Annotated in this window: 15 protein-coding genes; 9 read left to right on the top strand and 6 right to left on the bottom strand. The window is 41.6% G+C overall.

What is annotated here, in order from left to right; genetic code table 11:
- Positions 1-170: 170 nt before the first annotated feature.
- The 4 genes from NOS7524_RS11010 (at position 171) to NOS7524_RS10995 (ending at position 4,369) form a co-directional block, all read left to right on the top strand.
- The gene (locus NOS7524_RS11010; protein WP_015138560.1) at positions 171-1,439 is read left to right on the top strand and encodes a M16 family metallopeptidase; all 1,269 of its coding nucleotides are present in this window, start codon (positions 171-173) and stop codon (positions 1,437-1,439) included.
- Positions 1,440-1,634: 195 nt separating this feature from the next.
- Positions 1,635-2,924 carry a M16 family metallopeptidase gene (locus NOS7524_RS11005; protein WP_015138558.1) on the top strand — a complete coding sequence of 430 codons (1,290 nt, stop codon included), beginning with the start codon at positions 1,635-1,637 and terminating at the stop codon, positions 2,922-2,924.
- A gap of 62 nt (positions 2,925-2,986) precedes the next feature.
- Positions 2,987-3,928, top strand: a complete 942-nt coding sequence (locus NOS7524_RS11000; protein WP_041555695.1) for a peptidoglycan-binding domain-containing protein — start codon at positions 2,987-2,989, stop codon at positions 3,926-3,928.
- A gap of 87 nt (positions 3,929-4,015) precedes the next feature.
- Positions 4,016-4,369 (top strand): phage holin family protein, encoded by a 354-nt coding sequence (locus tag NOS7524_RS10995; RefSeq protein ID WP_015138556.1) that lies wholly within the window; start codon positions 4,016-4,018, stop codon positions 4,367-4,369.
- On the opposite strand, the gene NOS7524_RS10990 is transcribed toward NOS7524_RS10995, so the two are convergent.
- From NOS7524_RS10990 to NOS7524_RS10980, 3 genes are all read right to left on the bottom strand, one after another.
- On the bottom strand, positions 4,341-4,592 hold the full coding sequence (locus tag NOS7524_RS10990) for a hypothetical protein (RefSeq protein WP_015138555.1): 252 nt from the start codon (positions 4,590-4,592) through the stop codon (positions 4,341-4,343). The two genes, NOS7524_RS10995 and NOS7524_RS10990, sit on opposite strands and share 29 nt — an antisense overlap.
- 291 nt (positions 4,593-4,883) lie before the next feature.
- The gene (locus tag NOS7524_RS10985) at positions 4,884-5,315 is read right to left on the bottom strand and encodes a cobalamin biosynthesis protein (protein WP_015138554.1); all 432 of its coding nucleotides are present in this window, start codon (positions 5,313-5,315) and stop codon (positions 4,884-4,886) included.
- A 583-nt stretch (positions 5,316-5,898) separates the two neighbouring features.
- Positions 5,899-7,182 carry an ankyrin repeat domain-containing protein gene (locus NOS7524_RS10980; RefSeq protein ID WP_015138553.1) on the bottom strand — a complete coding sequence of 428 codons (1,284 nt, stop codon included), beginning with the start codon at positions 7,180-7,182 and terminating at the stop codon, positions 5,899-5,901.
- A gap of 186 nt (positions 7,183-7,368) precedes the next feature.
- On the opposite strand from NOS7524_RS10980, the gene NOS7524_RS10975 reads away from it, so the two are divergent.
- Positions 7,369-7,839 (top strand): DUF4079 domain-containing protein, encoded by a 471-nt coding sequence (locus NOS7524_RS10975; RefSeq protein ID WP_015138552.1) that lies wholly within the window; start codon positions 7,369-7,371, stop codon positions 7,837-7,839.
- A 70-nt stretch (positions 7,840-7,909) separates the two neighbouring features.
- Here the strand turns inward: NOS7524_RS10975 and NOS7524_RS10970 are convergent, their stop codons facing one another.
- Positions 7,910-8,566 (bottom strand): DUF1997 domain-containing protein, encoded by a 657-nt coding sequence (locus NOS7524_RS10970; RefSeq protein ID WP_015138551.1) that lies wholly within the window; start codon positions 8,564-8,566, stop codon positions 7,910-7,912.
- A 180-nt stretch (positions 8,567-8,746) separates the two neighbouring features.
- On the opposite strand from NOS7524_RS10970, the gene NOS7524_RS10965 reads away from it, so the two are divergent.
- Together NOS7524_RS10965 and NOS7524_RS10960 are read left to right on the top strand one after the other, a co-directional pair.
- Complete coding sequence (locus tag NOS7524_RS10965; RefSeq protein WP_015138550.1) at positions 8,747-9,403, top strand: NAD(P)H-binding protein; 657 nt, start codon at positions 8,747-8,749, stop codon at positions 9,401-9,403.
- A gap of 184 nt (positions 9,404-9,587) precedes the next feature.
- Positions 9,588-10,277 carry a glycoside hydrolase family 24 protein gene (locus NOS7524_RS10960; RefSeq protein ID WP_015138549.1) on the top strand — a complete coding sequence of 230 codons (690 nt, stop codon included), beginning with the start codon at positions 9,588-9,590 and terminating at the stop codon, positions 10,275-10,277.
- A gap of 78 nt (positions 10,278-10,355) precedes the next feature.
- Here NOS7524_RS10960 and menH read toward each other — a convergent pair whose 3' ends face one another.
- Positions 10,356-11,174, bottom strand: a complete 819-nt coding sequence (menH, locus tag NOS7524_RS10955; RefSeq protein ID WP_015138548.1) for a 2-succinyl-6-hydroxy-2,4-cyclohexadiene-1-carboxylate synthase — start codon at positions 11,172-11,174, stop codon at positions 10,356-10,358.
- 101 nt (positions 11,175-11,275) lie between these two features.
- On the opposite strand from menH, the gene NOS7524_RS10950 reads away from it, so the two are divergent.
- Positions 11,276-11,821: a dihydrofolate reductase family protein gene (locus tag NOS7524_RS10950; RefSeq protein ID WP_015138547.1), complete on the top strand. Its 546-nt coding sequence runs from the start codon at positions 11,276-11,278 to the stop codon at positions 11,819-11,821.
- 26 nt (positions 11,822-11,847) lie between these two features.
- Here NOS7524_RS10950 and NOS7524_RS10945 read toward each other — a convergent pair whose 3' ends face one another.
- The gene (locus NOS7524_RS10945; protein ID WP_015138546.1) at positions 11,848-12,258 is read right to left on the bottom strand and encodes a metal-sensing transcriptional repressor; all 411 of its coding nucleotides are present in this window, start codon (positions 12,256-12,258) and stop codon (positions 11,848-11,850) included.
- 596 nt (positions 12,259-12,854) lie between these two features.
- Here NOS7524_RS10945 and NOS7524_RS10940 point away from each other — a divergent pair.
- The gene (locus NOS7524_RS10940) at positions 12,855-14,072 is read left to right on the top strand and encodes an HhoA/HhoB/HtrA family serine endopeptidase (protein WP_015138545.1); all 1,218 of its coding nucleotides are present in this window, start codon (positions 12,855-12,857) and stop codon (positions 14,070-14,072) included.
- Positions 14,073-14,123 lie beyond the last annotated feature (51 nt).

Genomic DNA, 14,123 nt, shown 5'->3' with positions numbered 1-14,123 from the left:
TAAACCAAAATTATTTGGGATTAGTACAAAATTAAGCCAACTTTAATCAACTCAGAACTACTTGCACCTACTTGCAAAGATGACATCTGTATAAACTGATGTTCAACTAGATGCAATTCAGAGTTAAGATAACAAAAAATTAAACTAAATCTTAGTTAAAAATACAAAAATTGTCAAAACAGCAATTAACACATCCCGTATTTCCAGCCTCTGTTTTCCGGTTAGATAACGGTCTAACGTTTATTCATCAAGAGATTCCCACAACTCCTGTAGTTGTAGCTGATGTCTGGGTAAAGGCTGGAACTTTCCACGAGCCAGAACCGTGGTTTGGCATGGCGCACTTTTTAGAACACATGATTTTTAAAGGTACAGCCACCCTAGCGCCTGGAATGTTTGACCATAAGATTGAAAATATGGGTGGTGTTAGTAATGCGGCGACAAGCTACGATTACGCTAATTATTCCCTGACTACTGCTGCTACTTATTTAGAAGATACTCTGCCCCATTTAGGAGAATTACTACTCAACGCCGCAATTCCAGAGGATGAGTTTATCCGCGAACGGGATGTAGTTCTAGAAGAAATCCGCGCCAGTTATGATGATTCTGACTGGGTAGGATTTCAATGTTTGCTTGAAAGCGTTTACCAAAATCATCCTTACGGGCGTTCGATTTTGGGAAATGAGGAAGAACTACTACAGCATTCACCAGAGGCAATGCGCTGTTTTCACCGCGCTCACTATCAACCAGAAAACATGACGGTGGTGATTGCAGGAGGTATTAACCAACAGCAAGCATGGGATGCAGTTAATCGCTCATTTGCGAATTTTGCAGAACCTGTCAAGTGTCCACAAATCCCACGAGTAGCCAAGCCAGTCATTAACGGCATCCGTCGGCAAGAATTGTATTTACCACATCTAGAACAGGCACGGCTGTTGATAGCGTGGTTAGTACCAGGAGTAGAACACCTCCGTGCTGCCTACGGTTTAGATTTGTTGTCAGTGCTATTGGCAGAAGGGCGCACTTCTCGCCTAGTGCGTGATTTAAGAGAAGAATTACAATTAGTCCAGGGAATTTGTAGTAATTTTTCTCTACAAAGAGAAGCAAGCTTATTTACAATTACTGCTTGGTTAGAACCAGAACATTTAGAAACAGTAGAAAACTTAATTCTCAGCCATTTGGATGATATACAGAATCAAGGTATTAATGAGCAAGAACTAGCCCGTACACGTAGATTGCTGTGTAACGAGTATGCCTTTTCGACAGAAACACCAAATCAACTAACTGGGATGTATGGATACTACAACACCATCGCCCAAGCAGAATTATCAGTTACCTATCCACAGCAAATTCGCTCATTTGATACCCAAGAACTGCAACAATTAGCAAACCAGTATCTTTCACCCCAAAATTACGCTGTAACTATCCTGAAACCTTGTTAAGTTGGGGATTGGGGACTGGGGACTGGGGACTGGGGACTGGGGACTGGGGACTGGGGATTGGGAAGAAGTAGGGGAGCAAAGGAGAATAACTATTACCTATTGCCTATTACCTATTGCCTATTACCTATTGCCTATTACCTATTGCCTATTGCCTATTGCCTATTGCCTATTAACTATGTGACTATGTGACTAACAATGACTCAAACTGTGAATCCTTCCTTATCTAACGCTTCTATCCATCGGACTGTATTAAGCAATGGTATTGTTGTGCTGGTAGCTGAAAATCCGGCTGCGGATATTATTGCGGCGCGAATGTTTATCCGTGCGGGGAGTTGCTGTGAACCACGAGAAAAAGCTGGGTTGGCGCATTTGCTAGCATCTGTCATCACTAAGGGATGTGATGGACTTTCAAGCATGGAAATTGCGGAAGAAGTTGAATCTATGGGAGCTAGTTTGAGTGCAGATACTTCGACTGACTATTTCTTAATGTCTTTAAAGACAGTGACAGCAGACTTTTCGCACATACTAGCATTAGCAGGGCGGATTTTGCGATCGCCTACATTTCCCACCACCCAAGTAGAACTAGAACGGCGTTTAACTATCAATAATATCCGCTCCCAAAAAGAGCAACCCTTTACCCTAGCTATGGAGCAGATGCGGCGGGTAATGTACCAAAATCATCCCTACGCTATGTCAGTGCTAGGAGATGAAAGCACGATGAGCAGCATTACCCAAGCTGACTTAGTACAGTATCACCAAACTTATTTTCGTCCCGATAATCTAGTGATAAGTATCGCCGGACGCGTCACCCTAGATGAAGCATTAGCCTTGGTAGAACAAGTATTTGGTGATTGGCAAATTCCTCAACAAGCCCTCTCAGAACTGAATTTACCAGAAATCCCAGTCCAGCCACAATACCAGTTAAAGCCTGTGCAAACGCAGCAATCTATTGTCATGCTTGGTTATTTGGGTGCATCGGTAACTTCCCCTGACTATGCAGCTTTGAAATTACTGTCTACCTATTTAGGTAATGGTTTATCTAGTCGCTTGTTTGTGGAATTGCGAGAAAAACGGGGTCTAGCTTACGAAGTATCAGCATTTTACCCAACGAAGCTACATCCAGCCTCATTTGTAGTGTATATGGGGACAGCACCAGAAAATACCACCATAGCCCTAGAAGGGTTGCGTACAGAAGTCGAGTTGCTTTCTACTACAGAAGTTATTGAAACCAGTTGGCAAGCTGCCAAGAACAAAATTTTAGGACAGTATGCCCTTGGTAAACAAACTAACGGTCAAATTGCTCAAATATACGGCTGGTACGAAACTTTAGGTTTAGGAATAGATTTTGATAGGCAATTTCAAGAACTGATTGCTTCTGTCAGCTCCCAAGATGCTTTAATGGCTGCGTCTCGCTATTTACAGGAACCTTATTTGTCTTTAGTCGGTCAAGAAGAGGCGATTAATCGTGCAATTAGTCAGTGCTGACTACTACTCAAGAGCCTCAAGCGGCTGTAATATTAGCAACAGAAATTCTGGGAGCAATTTCCATGAAAGGCAGCCTGAAAGCAAGTATCGTGAACTACTTAGAGTCACTAAAGGCATTTTGTAACTTCAGTAGCAGTAGGTTTTATGGGCTACTACTGTTTTCTTGTACATCTGTTTTCATTGGTTCGTCGGCTATAGTTGCAATTGCAGCACCGCAACACATTGCCCAACAAGTTGGGATCAATCGTCCTACGCTCAAGGTTGGTAGTCAAGGTGAGCGTGTCTCGGAACTGCAAGCAGCTCTGAAGCTTTTAGGCTTTTACTCAGGTGCAGTTGATGGCATCTATAACGACAGTACAGCCAATGCTGTTTCTCGCTTTAAACAGACAGTCGGTTTGAGTCCAGATGGTATTGTTGATGCGGCTACTTGGCAAAGGCTTTTTCCCAATGAACCAATTGTGGTATCAGCACCAAACTCAACAGCTAATATGACAACTGGTTTTCCTGTTCCTACCCAACCTGCTACCACTACCAGGCCTGTTACAAATCAAGTTGTCAATACACAACCAGCTCCAAGACCTACTAATACTAGAACTGCTAACAATCAGGTTGTTAATACAAAGCCAACTCCAAAACCTGCTAATACTAGAACTGCTACCAATCGGGTTGTTAATCCAAAACCTGCTCCAAAACCTACCAATACCAGAACATCCTCGACAACTCGCCCTAACCCGACTCCACCCAATAGCCGCATTGCTGGTGTGCAGTACACCACAGAAGGATGGCCGATTTTGCGTGTGGGGATGAGTAATGCTGAAGTCACCAGGTTACAGCAAAGATTGAGCCAGCTTGGTTTTCTCAAAGGTGGTGTAGACGGATATTTCGGTATATTAACGGAAACCGCCGTGAAAGCAGCACAAAAACGCTATGGTATTGAGCCTGATGGCGTAGTTGGTGGCGCTACATGGGAAGCTCTGTTGCAGCGATCGCCCCAACGACGATAGGCTGAAAAACTAAGAATGTAGGAGTATGGGAGTTTTAAGGTTTATGACTCCTGACTCCTACTCTCATTCCTGTTCAGGTAATCACAGATGAAAAACTTTTTATTAACGTGGCTGGGTACTGCGGTAGCTTTGCTGATTACCGCCAATATTGTACCAGGATTTGTAGTGAGGAATTTTACTGCTGCTTTGCTTGCTGTAGCCGTAATCGGTCTAGTAAATGCCTTTGTTAGACCAATTTTAAGTATTTTGGCTTTTCCCATTACTCTAATCACCTTTGGGTTATTTACATTTGTGCTAAATGCCTTAACCCTTTGGTTAGCAAGTGCTTTAACTCCCGGTTATGGGTTTGAAATAAAAGGTTTTCTCGCTGCTTTTTTAGGATCAATCGTGTTATCTGTCGTTTCCAGCGTAATTAACTACTTTCTCCGAGGAATGGAATAATTTTGGCATTGAGCAAGGTAAAAATTCGATCAAGTTCTAATATTCCTGCCAATTCTGCATCTTCCTCTGAGGTGAGCAATCCGGCTTTTTTCTTCTCAGACAATTCTTCGAGTCGAGACTGTAATTCTTCAGTAAATTTAAATAAATATATGTTCCTAACTTGACTGAGTTTGATTCCAGATTCTACCCAGAATGAAGGTTGAACCATCATTTGAGTAATCATAAGCTGTGTGTCTCGTTTAGTTGAACAGACTGGTCGTATTGTAACAGCGAATCTTGCCAAAATGCTTGAGTTTGAATTCCATATATGATGGATGATGGCTTGTTCACAGTTAATATTGAACACACGCTTCTCCCCAATAGTTTTTCTCCCCTACATCTTCTGCATCCCCTTTTCCTCAGAATTCTTTCATTTTGTAGGCTTGTCTTCTGTTTCCCTACGGGATGCTTCGCTAACACAGACGCTACCGTGAACCTCTAGGGTATTTTGAATTTTGAATTTATTTGTCTCTAATCATTGAGCAACAGCCACTGTTACAGCTTTTATTTGCCCTGGTAAGCGGAAAATTTGTTTAGGAACTAACAGCTTGACTGCTAAATTCAGGTGAGATGCTGCCAAAATTGCTGCTGCTTCCGCTACGCTTGGGGTTCTCACTTTTTGTGCGATCGCTTCGTTAGGATTAGGAACAGCAACAGTAGATAAAATCTCTGCGGGAAAGGTCTTTAAAGGCAATTGAGAGCGGCTACAAAACTCTACTATCCCAGGTTCTGCTGCCTTGGTGTCGAGAGTGGCAATTCCGGCGATCGCACTTTCATCAAGTCCATTCTCCCTAAACACGCACTGAATTGCTACATCTACTAACTGATAAGTAATACCTGATTGACAACCAATTCCTACCCACAATCTTTGTAGTGACTGCTGTTGCTCAGATTTTTTTTGACTCACTACTAAATTATTAATCAGTACAATTTTAAACTTATATTTATTCAGTATCTAGTTCTTTCGTAATAGATGAGTTTTTGGCGTTTACTAAGATACCTAAAAACTGATAGTTAGAATACTGTTATCAGAAATGAAAAACTATATATTGAGCATATCTAGCACAGTAGGAAACGCCGGGGGAGGACAAGGTAAAAACTAGAAAGTAAACTTACTTCTTTAGTTTGGCTTCATTGGTATCCTTGAAGCACAAGTCTTTTACCTCGTCTACTTCGGTGTTTCAATTTCTTCTAATCTTTCCTGTAGCTGTCTTTTACAAAGCCGCTACAGATATTTTTTATTTTAAATTTTCATTTCTGAAACAGAATTCTCATACCTCCTTAGTATTTAATTTAATACCGTAATTTTTCCGAGTTGTCAAGTTGTCTTTGAAAACTTTTGATTATGATTAGATTCTAGAGAAAATTTGTTTCAAAAACAACAGATTTTTTTGAATTTTTTTGCTGAATTCTTGCTCAAATTTTAGGTAATGAATCAAATCTCGAAGCTAGAGAAAATAGCAATAAATATCTGATTTTTCAAAACTTAATTATTCCTGTGCGCCGGCTTGCTTTAAACTCATAACGATATTTCTGTAACCATTAAATTCCGCAATCATCAAAGCAGTATAACCACCCCGATTTTTTAAATTCATATCTGCCCCAACTTCTAGCAAGACTTGCACCGCTTTGCTATAGCCGCTAGCAGCAGCCCACATTAAGGCTGTAGCCCCTGCTGAGTCTTGATAATTGACATTTGCGCCCCTGCTTAACAGTAACTGAATGATCCCTGGATAGTTGCGTTCTGCGACTTTGATTAAAGCAGTTTTGCCATCATCTGCTGGGAGGTTAGCATCAGCACCGTAGTCTAACAATACCTTGACTGTTTCAGCGTTTCCTTGGGAAGCCGCCAAAGTTAAAGGTGTTTCACCGAGATTTTTTTCACTTAGATTTGCACCATGACGCAGCAGTATCTCCACTATCTGACTATGGCCTTGTAATGCTGCCACTAACAATGGTGTATCGCCTAGATTATTCCTGATTTGAGCATTTGCGCCCAGGTTAAGTAAAATTTCTACTACATTAAGATGGCCTTCCACTACAGCCAGGTGTAAGGCTGTTTCGCCATCTTTGTCTTGATGATTAACCTCAGCTACTTTATCTAGTAAAACTGAAGCGATCGCCCCATGTCCAGCCGCCGCAGCTGCTAAAAGTGCCGTTCCTCCATCTTGGTTTTGCCAGTTGGCATCAGCACCTGCATCTAATAATGCTTGCACCACCTGTAAATGTCCCAAGTCAGCTGCAATCATTAACAGTGTTTCGCCTTCTTCATCTTGAGTGTTAGCATCTGCACCACTTTGCAAAATCAGCGAGACTACTGCCGCCTGTCCTTGTTTCACCGCCAGTTTCAAAGCTGTATCATCGTCCTTGTCTGATAAATTCACATCAGCGCCAGCCGCCAACAAAACCCGCACCACTTCCACAGAACCTTTTAAAGCTGCTGCCATCAAAGCCGTACTACCATCTTCATTAGTAGTATTGACATCAGCTCCCCTAGAGACTAAAAGCTGCACAATATCAAGCTGATTGCTACTTGCCGCCAACATCAAAGCCGTCAATCCGTAGCGTTTTCTAGCTAAATTAACATTTGCCCCAGCATCCAGAAGCGATCGCACAATTTCGGTATAGCCTAGATTAGCAGCAAACATTAACGGCGTAGTTCCATCGCGATCGCACACATCCACCCTAGCACCAGCCGCCAGTAGCGCAGACAGCTGCTTCATATCACCCATTTTGGCAGCCTTAAGCAGCAAAGCATCTTTGTTATCAGTCATGAATTAGGTTCTAGCAGGGAAATATTATTTTTTAGTCTCAGATGCTTTAGGTACTTTTGCAAGAGACTGGGCATGAGGCAGAGTAAATTCCCCCTCATCTCCCTCATCCCCCTACACCCCTTCTTCCCCACGGTACTTAGAATTATGCTAATTTTTATTAAGATTTAAGAATTGGGCGAGAACACGATGAGTCTGGAATTATCTCCCTCGGTTAAATATTGGCTGAATTTCTTTCACCCCATGATGATGTGGGTGTTATTGGCGCTTTCACTCTATGCTGCTTACCTAGGGTTGCAAGTACAGCGTACTCGCAACGCACAAGGGGAAGAAAAGAAGGAACTGATTAAAGGTAAGTATAATATCAAACACTACCAAATTGGCTCATTAATTTTAGCTTTGATGGTTGCTGGTGCAATTGGTGGGATGGCTGTTACCTATATCAATAACGGTAAGTTATTTGTGGGGCCACACCTGCTAGCTGGGCTAGGTATGACAGGTTTAGTAGCATTTTCTGCTGCCCTTTCTCCTTTCATGCAAAAAGGAGCAAACTGGGCGAGAGTAACTCACATTTTATTAAACTTTGCAATTTTAGGACTTTTTACCTGGCAGGCTATCACCGGTGTAGAAATCGTCCAAAGAATTCTTTCTCAGGCTTAGTCAAGAGTCAAAAGTCAATAGTTAATTCTATGGACTATTAACTTTTGACTTTGGACGATTGACTAAATCATCACTTTCTCTTGAACTTATCAGGGAAGGGAATTCCTTGAGATTGGTGAAAATCTTCTTGGACTTTGCGAGTTAAGCGGCGGGAAACTTGGCGCACGATTTGGTTTAATAGGCGATCGCCAGTAGACTGAATTAAAGACTTGGGCAAACGCTGGATAAATCGCGGAAAGTGTAGACAAACGACTAAATCTAATTCCCATTCCACTCGCGTGACTTCACCCAAATCTTCTTGTAAGTGTAATGATGCCCGATAGTCTACATCATAACCAGGTGGTTGATAGTCAGGAATAGGAATGGTGCGAATGCGATAAACTCCCTCGTCAGGAGGTAACAGTTCCAAGCCAATTTTCGGCTCTACTTCATAACCAAAAGAGCCAAAACGTCCGATGATGAGCGCGTAACCGTTTTCTCCCAATGGTTGTACTTTCATCGGTTCAGCACAGCGCGAAAACCAGCCAGCATGAGTATTGAGATAATCAGCTACCATAGGGGCTGGGGCGAACATTTCCATACAGTCGGCGTAGCGACCATAAAACCTGGTTGCTGTCCCTACAGGTATTTCTGTGGCGTTGACCTCAGTTTCTGGTAGGTTGGAAGCGACGGGTACAACTGTTTCTGCTCTATCTAAAGATTGATACTCGCCGTTTGTTGAAAGCATGAAGCATTCCCCTCTGATTTGGCGTTTGTCTATAAATTAATGATTCCCAGTTTGTTTGGGTCTCTTAGCACTAAACTTCCATTTTGACCGAAAACTTATAAATCTGTCATGAACTTCATAAAATCACTACAATATAGAACAAATCAATCACGTACTTAGTTTCTCAGGATAGCGTTGATCATGAAAGCATTTGTAGCCGGGGCGACAGGTGAAACAGGTCGCCGGATTGTACAAGAGTTGGTAGCGCGGAATATCCCTGTGCGTGCTTTGGTACGGGATATACAGACGGCTAGAGCCATTTTGCCGCCTGATGCTGAGTTAGTGGTTGGTGATGTCTTAAACCCACAAAGCTTAACTACTGCCTTGGGAGATAGTACAGTTGTGCTGTGTGCGACTGGTGCAAAACCAAGTTTTGATATTACCGGACCTTACAAGGTAGATTATGAAGGCACTAAAAATTTAGTGGATGTAGCCAAAGCCAAGGGGATTGAAAATTTTGTTTTAGTAACTTCTTTGTGTGTCTCCCAGTTTTTTCATCCGTTAAACTTGTTTTGGCTAATTTTGGTGTGGAAAAAGCAAGCAGAGGAATATCTCCAAAAAAGTGGTCTGAACTACACCATTGTCCGTCCTGGTGGACTAAAAAATGAAGATAATTCAGATTCTATTGTCATGCAAAGTGCTGATACATTATTCGATGGTAGTATTCCTCGGCAGAAAGTTGCCCAAGTATGTGTAGAGGCGCTATTTGAGCCAGCCGCACGCAACAAAATTGTCGAGATAGTTGCTAAACCTGAAGCTAGTCCCAAGAGTTTTACAGAATTATTTCAGCAGTGCTAAGTATAGTGCTGTTAGCGGAAGCGGGGCGTTGAGCAGCGTGCTGAGTTAAAATATCCACTCAGAACTCGCCACTCAGCACTAATTTACCGAAATGAGTGCATCAGTTGTTGTTGTTAGCTAAGAGAGAGCATTTGCAAGGAGTAAGACTCTGAAAGGCGTTGAACTCAAAGGTGTTGAAAAATTTATTGGTCCCATAGCCGCGCTTCTCGGCTTTGTTTACTTATTTCAATGGTATGTGTTTGGGGACTTGCGATCGCCTTCTGATCCCATTTTTAGAAATAACTTACCACCTTTGGTGATGCAAGGCGGCGATCCCTACATCCGTGCTTTGATGCGAACCATTGCAGCCAGTGAAGCCAATAGCAACCGTCCCTATTCTCTTTTGTATGGTGGACAACAAATCACTGACTTAAGTAAGCATCCTGAGATATGCGTCACTATTCCCGTAGGACCAAACACAGGTAATTGTTCCACTGCGGCTGGCAGATATCAAATCATTAATACTACTTGGTATCATATCGCTCCTCGCTATCACCCCAAGCGATCGCAAATGATGTTTTGGTCTACTTATAGTTTTGAACCAGAATATCAAGATGTAGTAGTTTACCGTTGGTTGAATGATTCCAATGTTTGGGGAGTTGATATTTCCCAATTATTGCAACAAGGAAAAATTAACGAAGTTTTGCGGCGACTTTCCCCTACTTGGACAAGTTTGGGTTATGGCATAGAAACTAATTCTATTAGTAGCTCTCTACCTAGGATTTATCAGAAAATGCTGCAAGAAGAATTAAAAATAGCTCAACCACCAGATGCCGCTAATGCAGCTCCAGCACCTACCCCCAAAAGTAACACTCAAAACAAGCCAAAAAATTAGTAGTTAGGGAATAGGGAATAGGGAATATCTTCTATTTCTTTAGATTTTCTTATGTAGGACGAGAAGCCCAAAACTTGTTTATAAGTCATCTCTCAAGAAAAATTTGAGGTGATGTACAAAATCTAAAGTATTTTCAAAGTGAATATTATGTGCGGCATTAGGAATTATTTTTAGCTGTGATACTTGGCATATTTTAGCAATTTCTTTATTAATATCTATGAACTTTTCGTCTTTTTCACCCACTAATAATAGTAGAGGAACTTGATTATCTGTAAGTTTTTCCCATAAGGATGGCTGGCTACCAGTTCCCATAAATTGCAATGACTTAGCTAATTCAGTTGGGCAATTCTGTAACCGATTTTCTAGCACATCATTAAAACCTGTATGGTTTTTTACATAACCGAAGATTGGCTGATTGTACCAGTTTAATAGAAAAATTGCAAAATCATTCTTGTCTAAACTCCTAGCTAACTTTCTTGCTATTTGAGCATCACGTTTAACTCTATCTAATCGTTCTGTTTCTGTTGCTAAACCTGGAGAAGCTGATTCTAAGATAACTTTATCAAAATATTCAGGAAAATGTAGAGTTAAATATAACGCTAATCTGCCCCCCATTGAATAACCTACTAAAAAGCATTTGGTTATATTTAATTGCTGTAATAAGCTAATAATAGCTGCGGCAGTATTCGCCATTGTATAATATTCATCACCGCCCAAAACTTGGGTCTTGCCATGACCAGGAAGGTCAAGTGTTAAATATGAAAAATCATCCCCTAGAAATTTTATGGCTTCATCAAATTCATGAATATTACCCATAAAGCCATGCAAGAAAATGATGAACGGTTTGTCTGTATTACTAATTAAATTATAGTGAAATTGATAATTTTCCAAAATCATAAATCACATAAGAAAGCGACAGATAAACCCCTTGTAGAGACGTGATATGCGTCTAATAAAAGATGTGTTGCAATGACTAATTAATCTGCAAGAGAAAAACTATGCGAAAAATTCGTTTGTTCATCGCTGCTAGCCTTGATGGTTATATTGCAAGAGAATCGGGAGAGATAGATTGGCTATTCACTGATCAAGATTATGGTTATACAGAGTTCTTTAACCAAGTTGATACAGTTATCATGGGTAACAAGACATATCAGCAGATTCTAGGTTTTGGAGAATATCCCTACACAGGTAAGGAAGCATTTGTATTTTCTCAAAACCAGTCAAGTGAAAAAGATGACAATGTGAAATTTATCAGTAGTAATTGGCAAGACTTTATCAATCAAATACGTCAAACCAAAGGACGTGATATTTGGTTAGTTGGAGGAGCGCGAATAATTCATTGGTTTCTCAAGCATGGTTTTATCGATGAACTAATTCTTTCAATCCATCCCATTATCTTAGGGAGTGGTATCCCATTAATTTTGCATGATTCCACTCTTGAGACGATGCTGATTTTGAAAGATGTCACGAAATTTGATACTGGGTTATTACAAATTGCTTATGATTTTCAAATCAAGTCTACAAACATAAAAAGTATTGAATAATACTTGACTGAAAAATATCTGATTTTTTAAGGTAAAAACCTGTCTAAAGCAGCTTTCAGTTGCTCAATTTCTACATCTATATCACCTTCTTTTGCAGCTCTGGCGATACACTCAGTTAAATGTTCATCTAAAACGATTCTGGCTAACTTATCCAAAGCGCCCCGCACAGCAGCGATTTGCAACAACACATCAGGACAAGGGCTACTTTGTTGCACCATTGTCTTGATACCCCGAATATGTCCTTCTATACGTGATAGCCGATTGACAATTCGCTTGAGAGATTCTTCACTGTGGACGTGAGGATGATGATGTTCAGTCTGCCCATGAGTATGATCTATGTGGTTGTGATGATCGAGTTCTGGATCATGGCTGTGGGAGTGTTCTGCTGGCTGGGTTACGGGAAAAGATTCTTTCGCTAATCGTTTTGAGCCGTTCATGAGTTATCAAAGCACTGGTAATACTTAAAATCCTAGCCTAATACTGGATTTTAGAGGTTAGGAAAAAGCAGAGGAGCAGAGGAAGGCGAGGAAGAATTTTTAGCCAATTTTCAGATCCCAATACCTAGTCTCGAATCCCCAAAAAAGGGGTAAAATCCGAACCTTCCAAGGGTAAATTGCCATAATGGCTATGAGGACAAATCTTCAATTAACTTTAACTACAGGTGGCTCGCGTTATGAACTGATGAAATCTCTGGGCAGACACAGCGAAACCTGAAGCTGAGAGCCAACGTCAAGACTCAAGGATTATTCCCCTATTTGTCAAAATAACTTTAGAGCGTGTTTGAAAAGTGTTCGGCTGTGACTTTAAGTACATTCAGATCCCCCCTACTGCTTCAAAAGGGGGGAACAAGAATCAAAGTCCCCCTTTTTAAGGGGAGACACTGCGTTGGACGGGTTTCCCGGCTTAAAGCAAGTGTCGTGGATTTAGGGGGATCTGAAATGTTTTGCTACACCAATAGGAACTTTTCAAACATCCTCTTAGATAGAGTTGTCACTATTAGGTAACAATTAGGCTTCTAGATTAGGTTGTGAATATGCGATTTACCAAACTACCCCGATCTATACGCCAACTCAGCACCCATGTATTAGCCATAATTCTAGGAGTTGCGCTAACAGTAAGTAGTCTGCGTGTTTTGCCTTCCCAGGCAGAACCTGCACCGAATCCTCCTACAACTGTGGATGTGCCAGAAATGATTGCTCAAAGGCAATCACCAGCAGTTACTGCTGTAGGTAACAGTAGCTTTGTCACAGCTGCCGTTAATCGCGTTGGGCCAGCAGTAGTAAGGATTGATACAGAACGCACTATTACTCGCCGTATTGATCCATTTATGGAAGACCCTTTTTTCCGGCGCTTTTTTGGTGACAGTTTTCAAGGACAGTTACCGCCTGAACAAATGCGCGGTCTAGGTTCTGGCTTTATTATTGATAAGAGTGGCTCAATTTTAACTAATGCCCATGTGGTGGATAAAGCCGATCGCGTGACTGTCAGACTCAAAGATGGTCGTACTTTTGACGGCAAAGTTCAAGGTATTGATGAAGTTACAGATTTGGCTGTGGTAAAAATCAATGCTGGTAACAGTTTACCGGTTGCGCCTTTGGGTGCTTCTAGTAATGTACAGGTGGGAGACTGGGCGATCGCAGTGGGTAATCCTCTAGGTTTTGATAATACCGTCACCTTGGGTATTGTCAGCACCCTCAAGCGTTCTAGCGCCCAAGTGGGTATCTCTGACAAGCGGTTAGACTTTATCCAAACCGATGCAGCCATTAACCCTGGTAACTCCGGCGGCCCTTTGCTGAATGACAGAGGCGAAGTAATTGGGATTAATACAGCGATTCGGGCTGATGCTATGGGTATTGGCTTTGCTATTCCTATAGATAAAGCTAAAGCGATCGCCGAACAGTTGCAACGAGATGGTAGAGTTGCTCACCCCTATCTAGGTGTGCAAATGGTAACTTTAACACCCCAGTTAGCAAAACAAAATAACACAGACCCCAATTCTTCCTTCACCATTCCAGAAGTCAATGGGGTTTTGGTAATGCGAGTTATACCCAATTCTCCAGCTGCTCGTGCTGGTATCCGTCGCGGGGATGTAATTGTGCAAGTTGATGGCCAAGCTATCACCAAAGCAGAACAGTTACAGAATGTTGTAGAAAATAGTCGCCTAGGTCAAGTTTTACAGGTGAAAATACAACGCGGTAATCAGGTACAACAACTATCTGTACGCACAGCTGAGTTACAAAATGCTTCCTAGGAAGTGAACGACCTACACCGTACTGCAAAGCATTACGGTGTAGGCTTTTAA

The organism is Nostoc sp. PCC 7524, assembly GCF_000316645.1.
In the GTDB taxonomy this organism is placed as follows: domain Bacteria; phylum Cyanobacteriota; class Cyanobacteriia; order Cyanobacteriales; family Nostocaceae; genus Trichormus.
Note: the sequence above shows the minus strand (reverse complement) of the source record. Positions and strands in the feature narration are given on the sequence as shown.

What these genes read in the sequence shown, in the direction of transcription:
- NOS7524_RS10980 (WP_015138553.1), bottom strand. Translation starts at nt 7,182, where the DNA reads ATGACTGATAACAAAGATGCTTTGCTGCTTAAGGCTGCCAAAATGGGT.
- NOS7524_RS10965 (WP_015138550.1), top strand. Translation starts at nt 8,747, where the DNA reads ATGAAAGCATTTGTAGCCGGGGCGACAGGTGAAACAGGTCGCCGGATT.
- NOS7524_RS11005 (WP_015138558.1), top strand. Translation starts at nt 1,635, where the DNA reads ATGACTCAAACTGTGAATCCTTCCTTATCTAACGCTTCTATCCATCGG.
- NOS7524_RS10950 (WP_015138547.1), top strand. Translation starts at nt 11,276, where the DNA reads ATGCGAAAAATTCGTTTGTTCATCGCTGCTAGCCTTGATGGTTATATT.
- NOS7524_RS10970 (WP_015138551.1), bottom strand. Translation starts at nt 8,566, where the DNA reads ATGCTTTCAACAAACGGCGAGTATCAATCTTTAGATAGAGCAGAAACA.
- NOS7524_RS10990 (WP_015138555.1), bottom strand. Translation starts at nt 4,592, where the DNA reads ATGATTACTCAAATGATGGTTCAACCTTCATTCTGGGTAGAATCTGGA.
- NOS7524_RS10940 (WP_015138545.1), top strand. Translation starts at nt 12,855, where the DNA reads ATGCGATTTACCAAACTACCCCGATCTATACGCCAACTCAGCACCCAT.
- menH (WP_015138548.1), bottom strand. Translation starts at nt 11,174, where the DNA reads ATGATTTTGGAAAATTATCAATTTCACTATAATTTAATTAGTAATACA.
- NOS7524_RS11000 (WP_041555695.1), top strand. Translation starts at nt 2,987, where the DNA reads ATGAAAGGCAGCCTGAAAGCAAGTATCGTGAACTACTTAGAGTCACTA.
- NOS7524_RS10995 (WP_015138556.1), top strand. Translation starts at nt 4,016, where the DNA reads ATGAAAAACTTTTTATTAACGTGGCTGGGTACTGCGGTAGCTTTGCTG.
- NOS7524_RS10945 (WP_015138546.1), bottom strand. Translation starts at nt 12,258, where the DNA reads ATGAACGGCTCAAAACGATTAGCGAAAGAATCTTTTCCCGTAACCCAG.
- NOS7524_RS10975 (WP_015138552.1), top strand. Translation starts at nt 7,369, where the DNA reads ATGAGTCTGGAATTATCTCCCTCGGTTAAATATTGGCTGAATTTCTTT.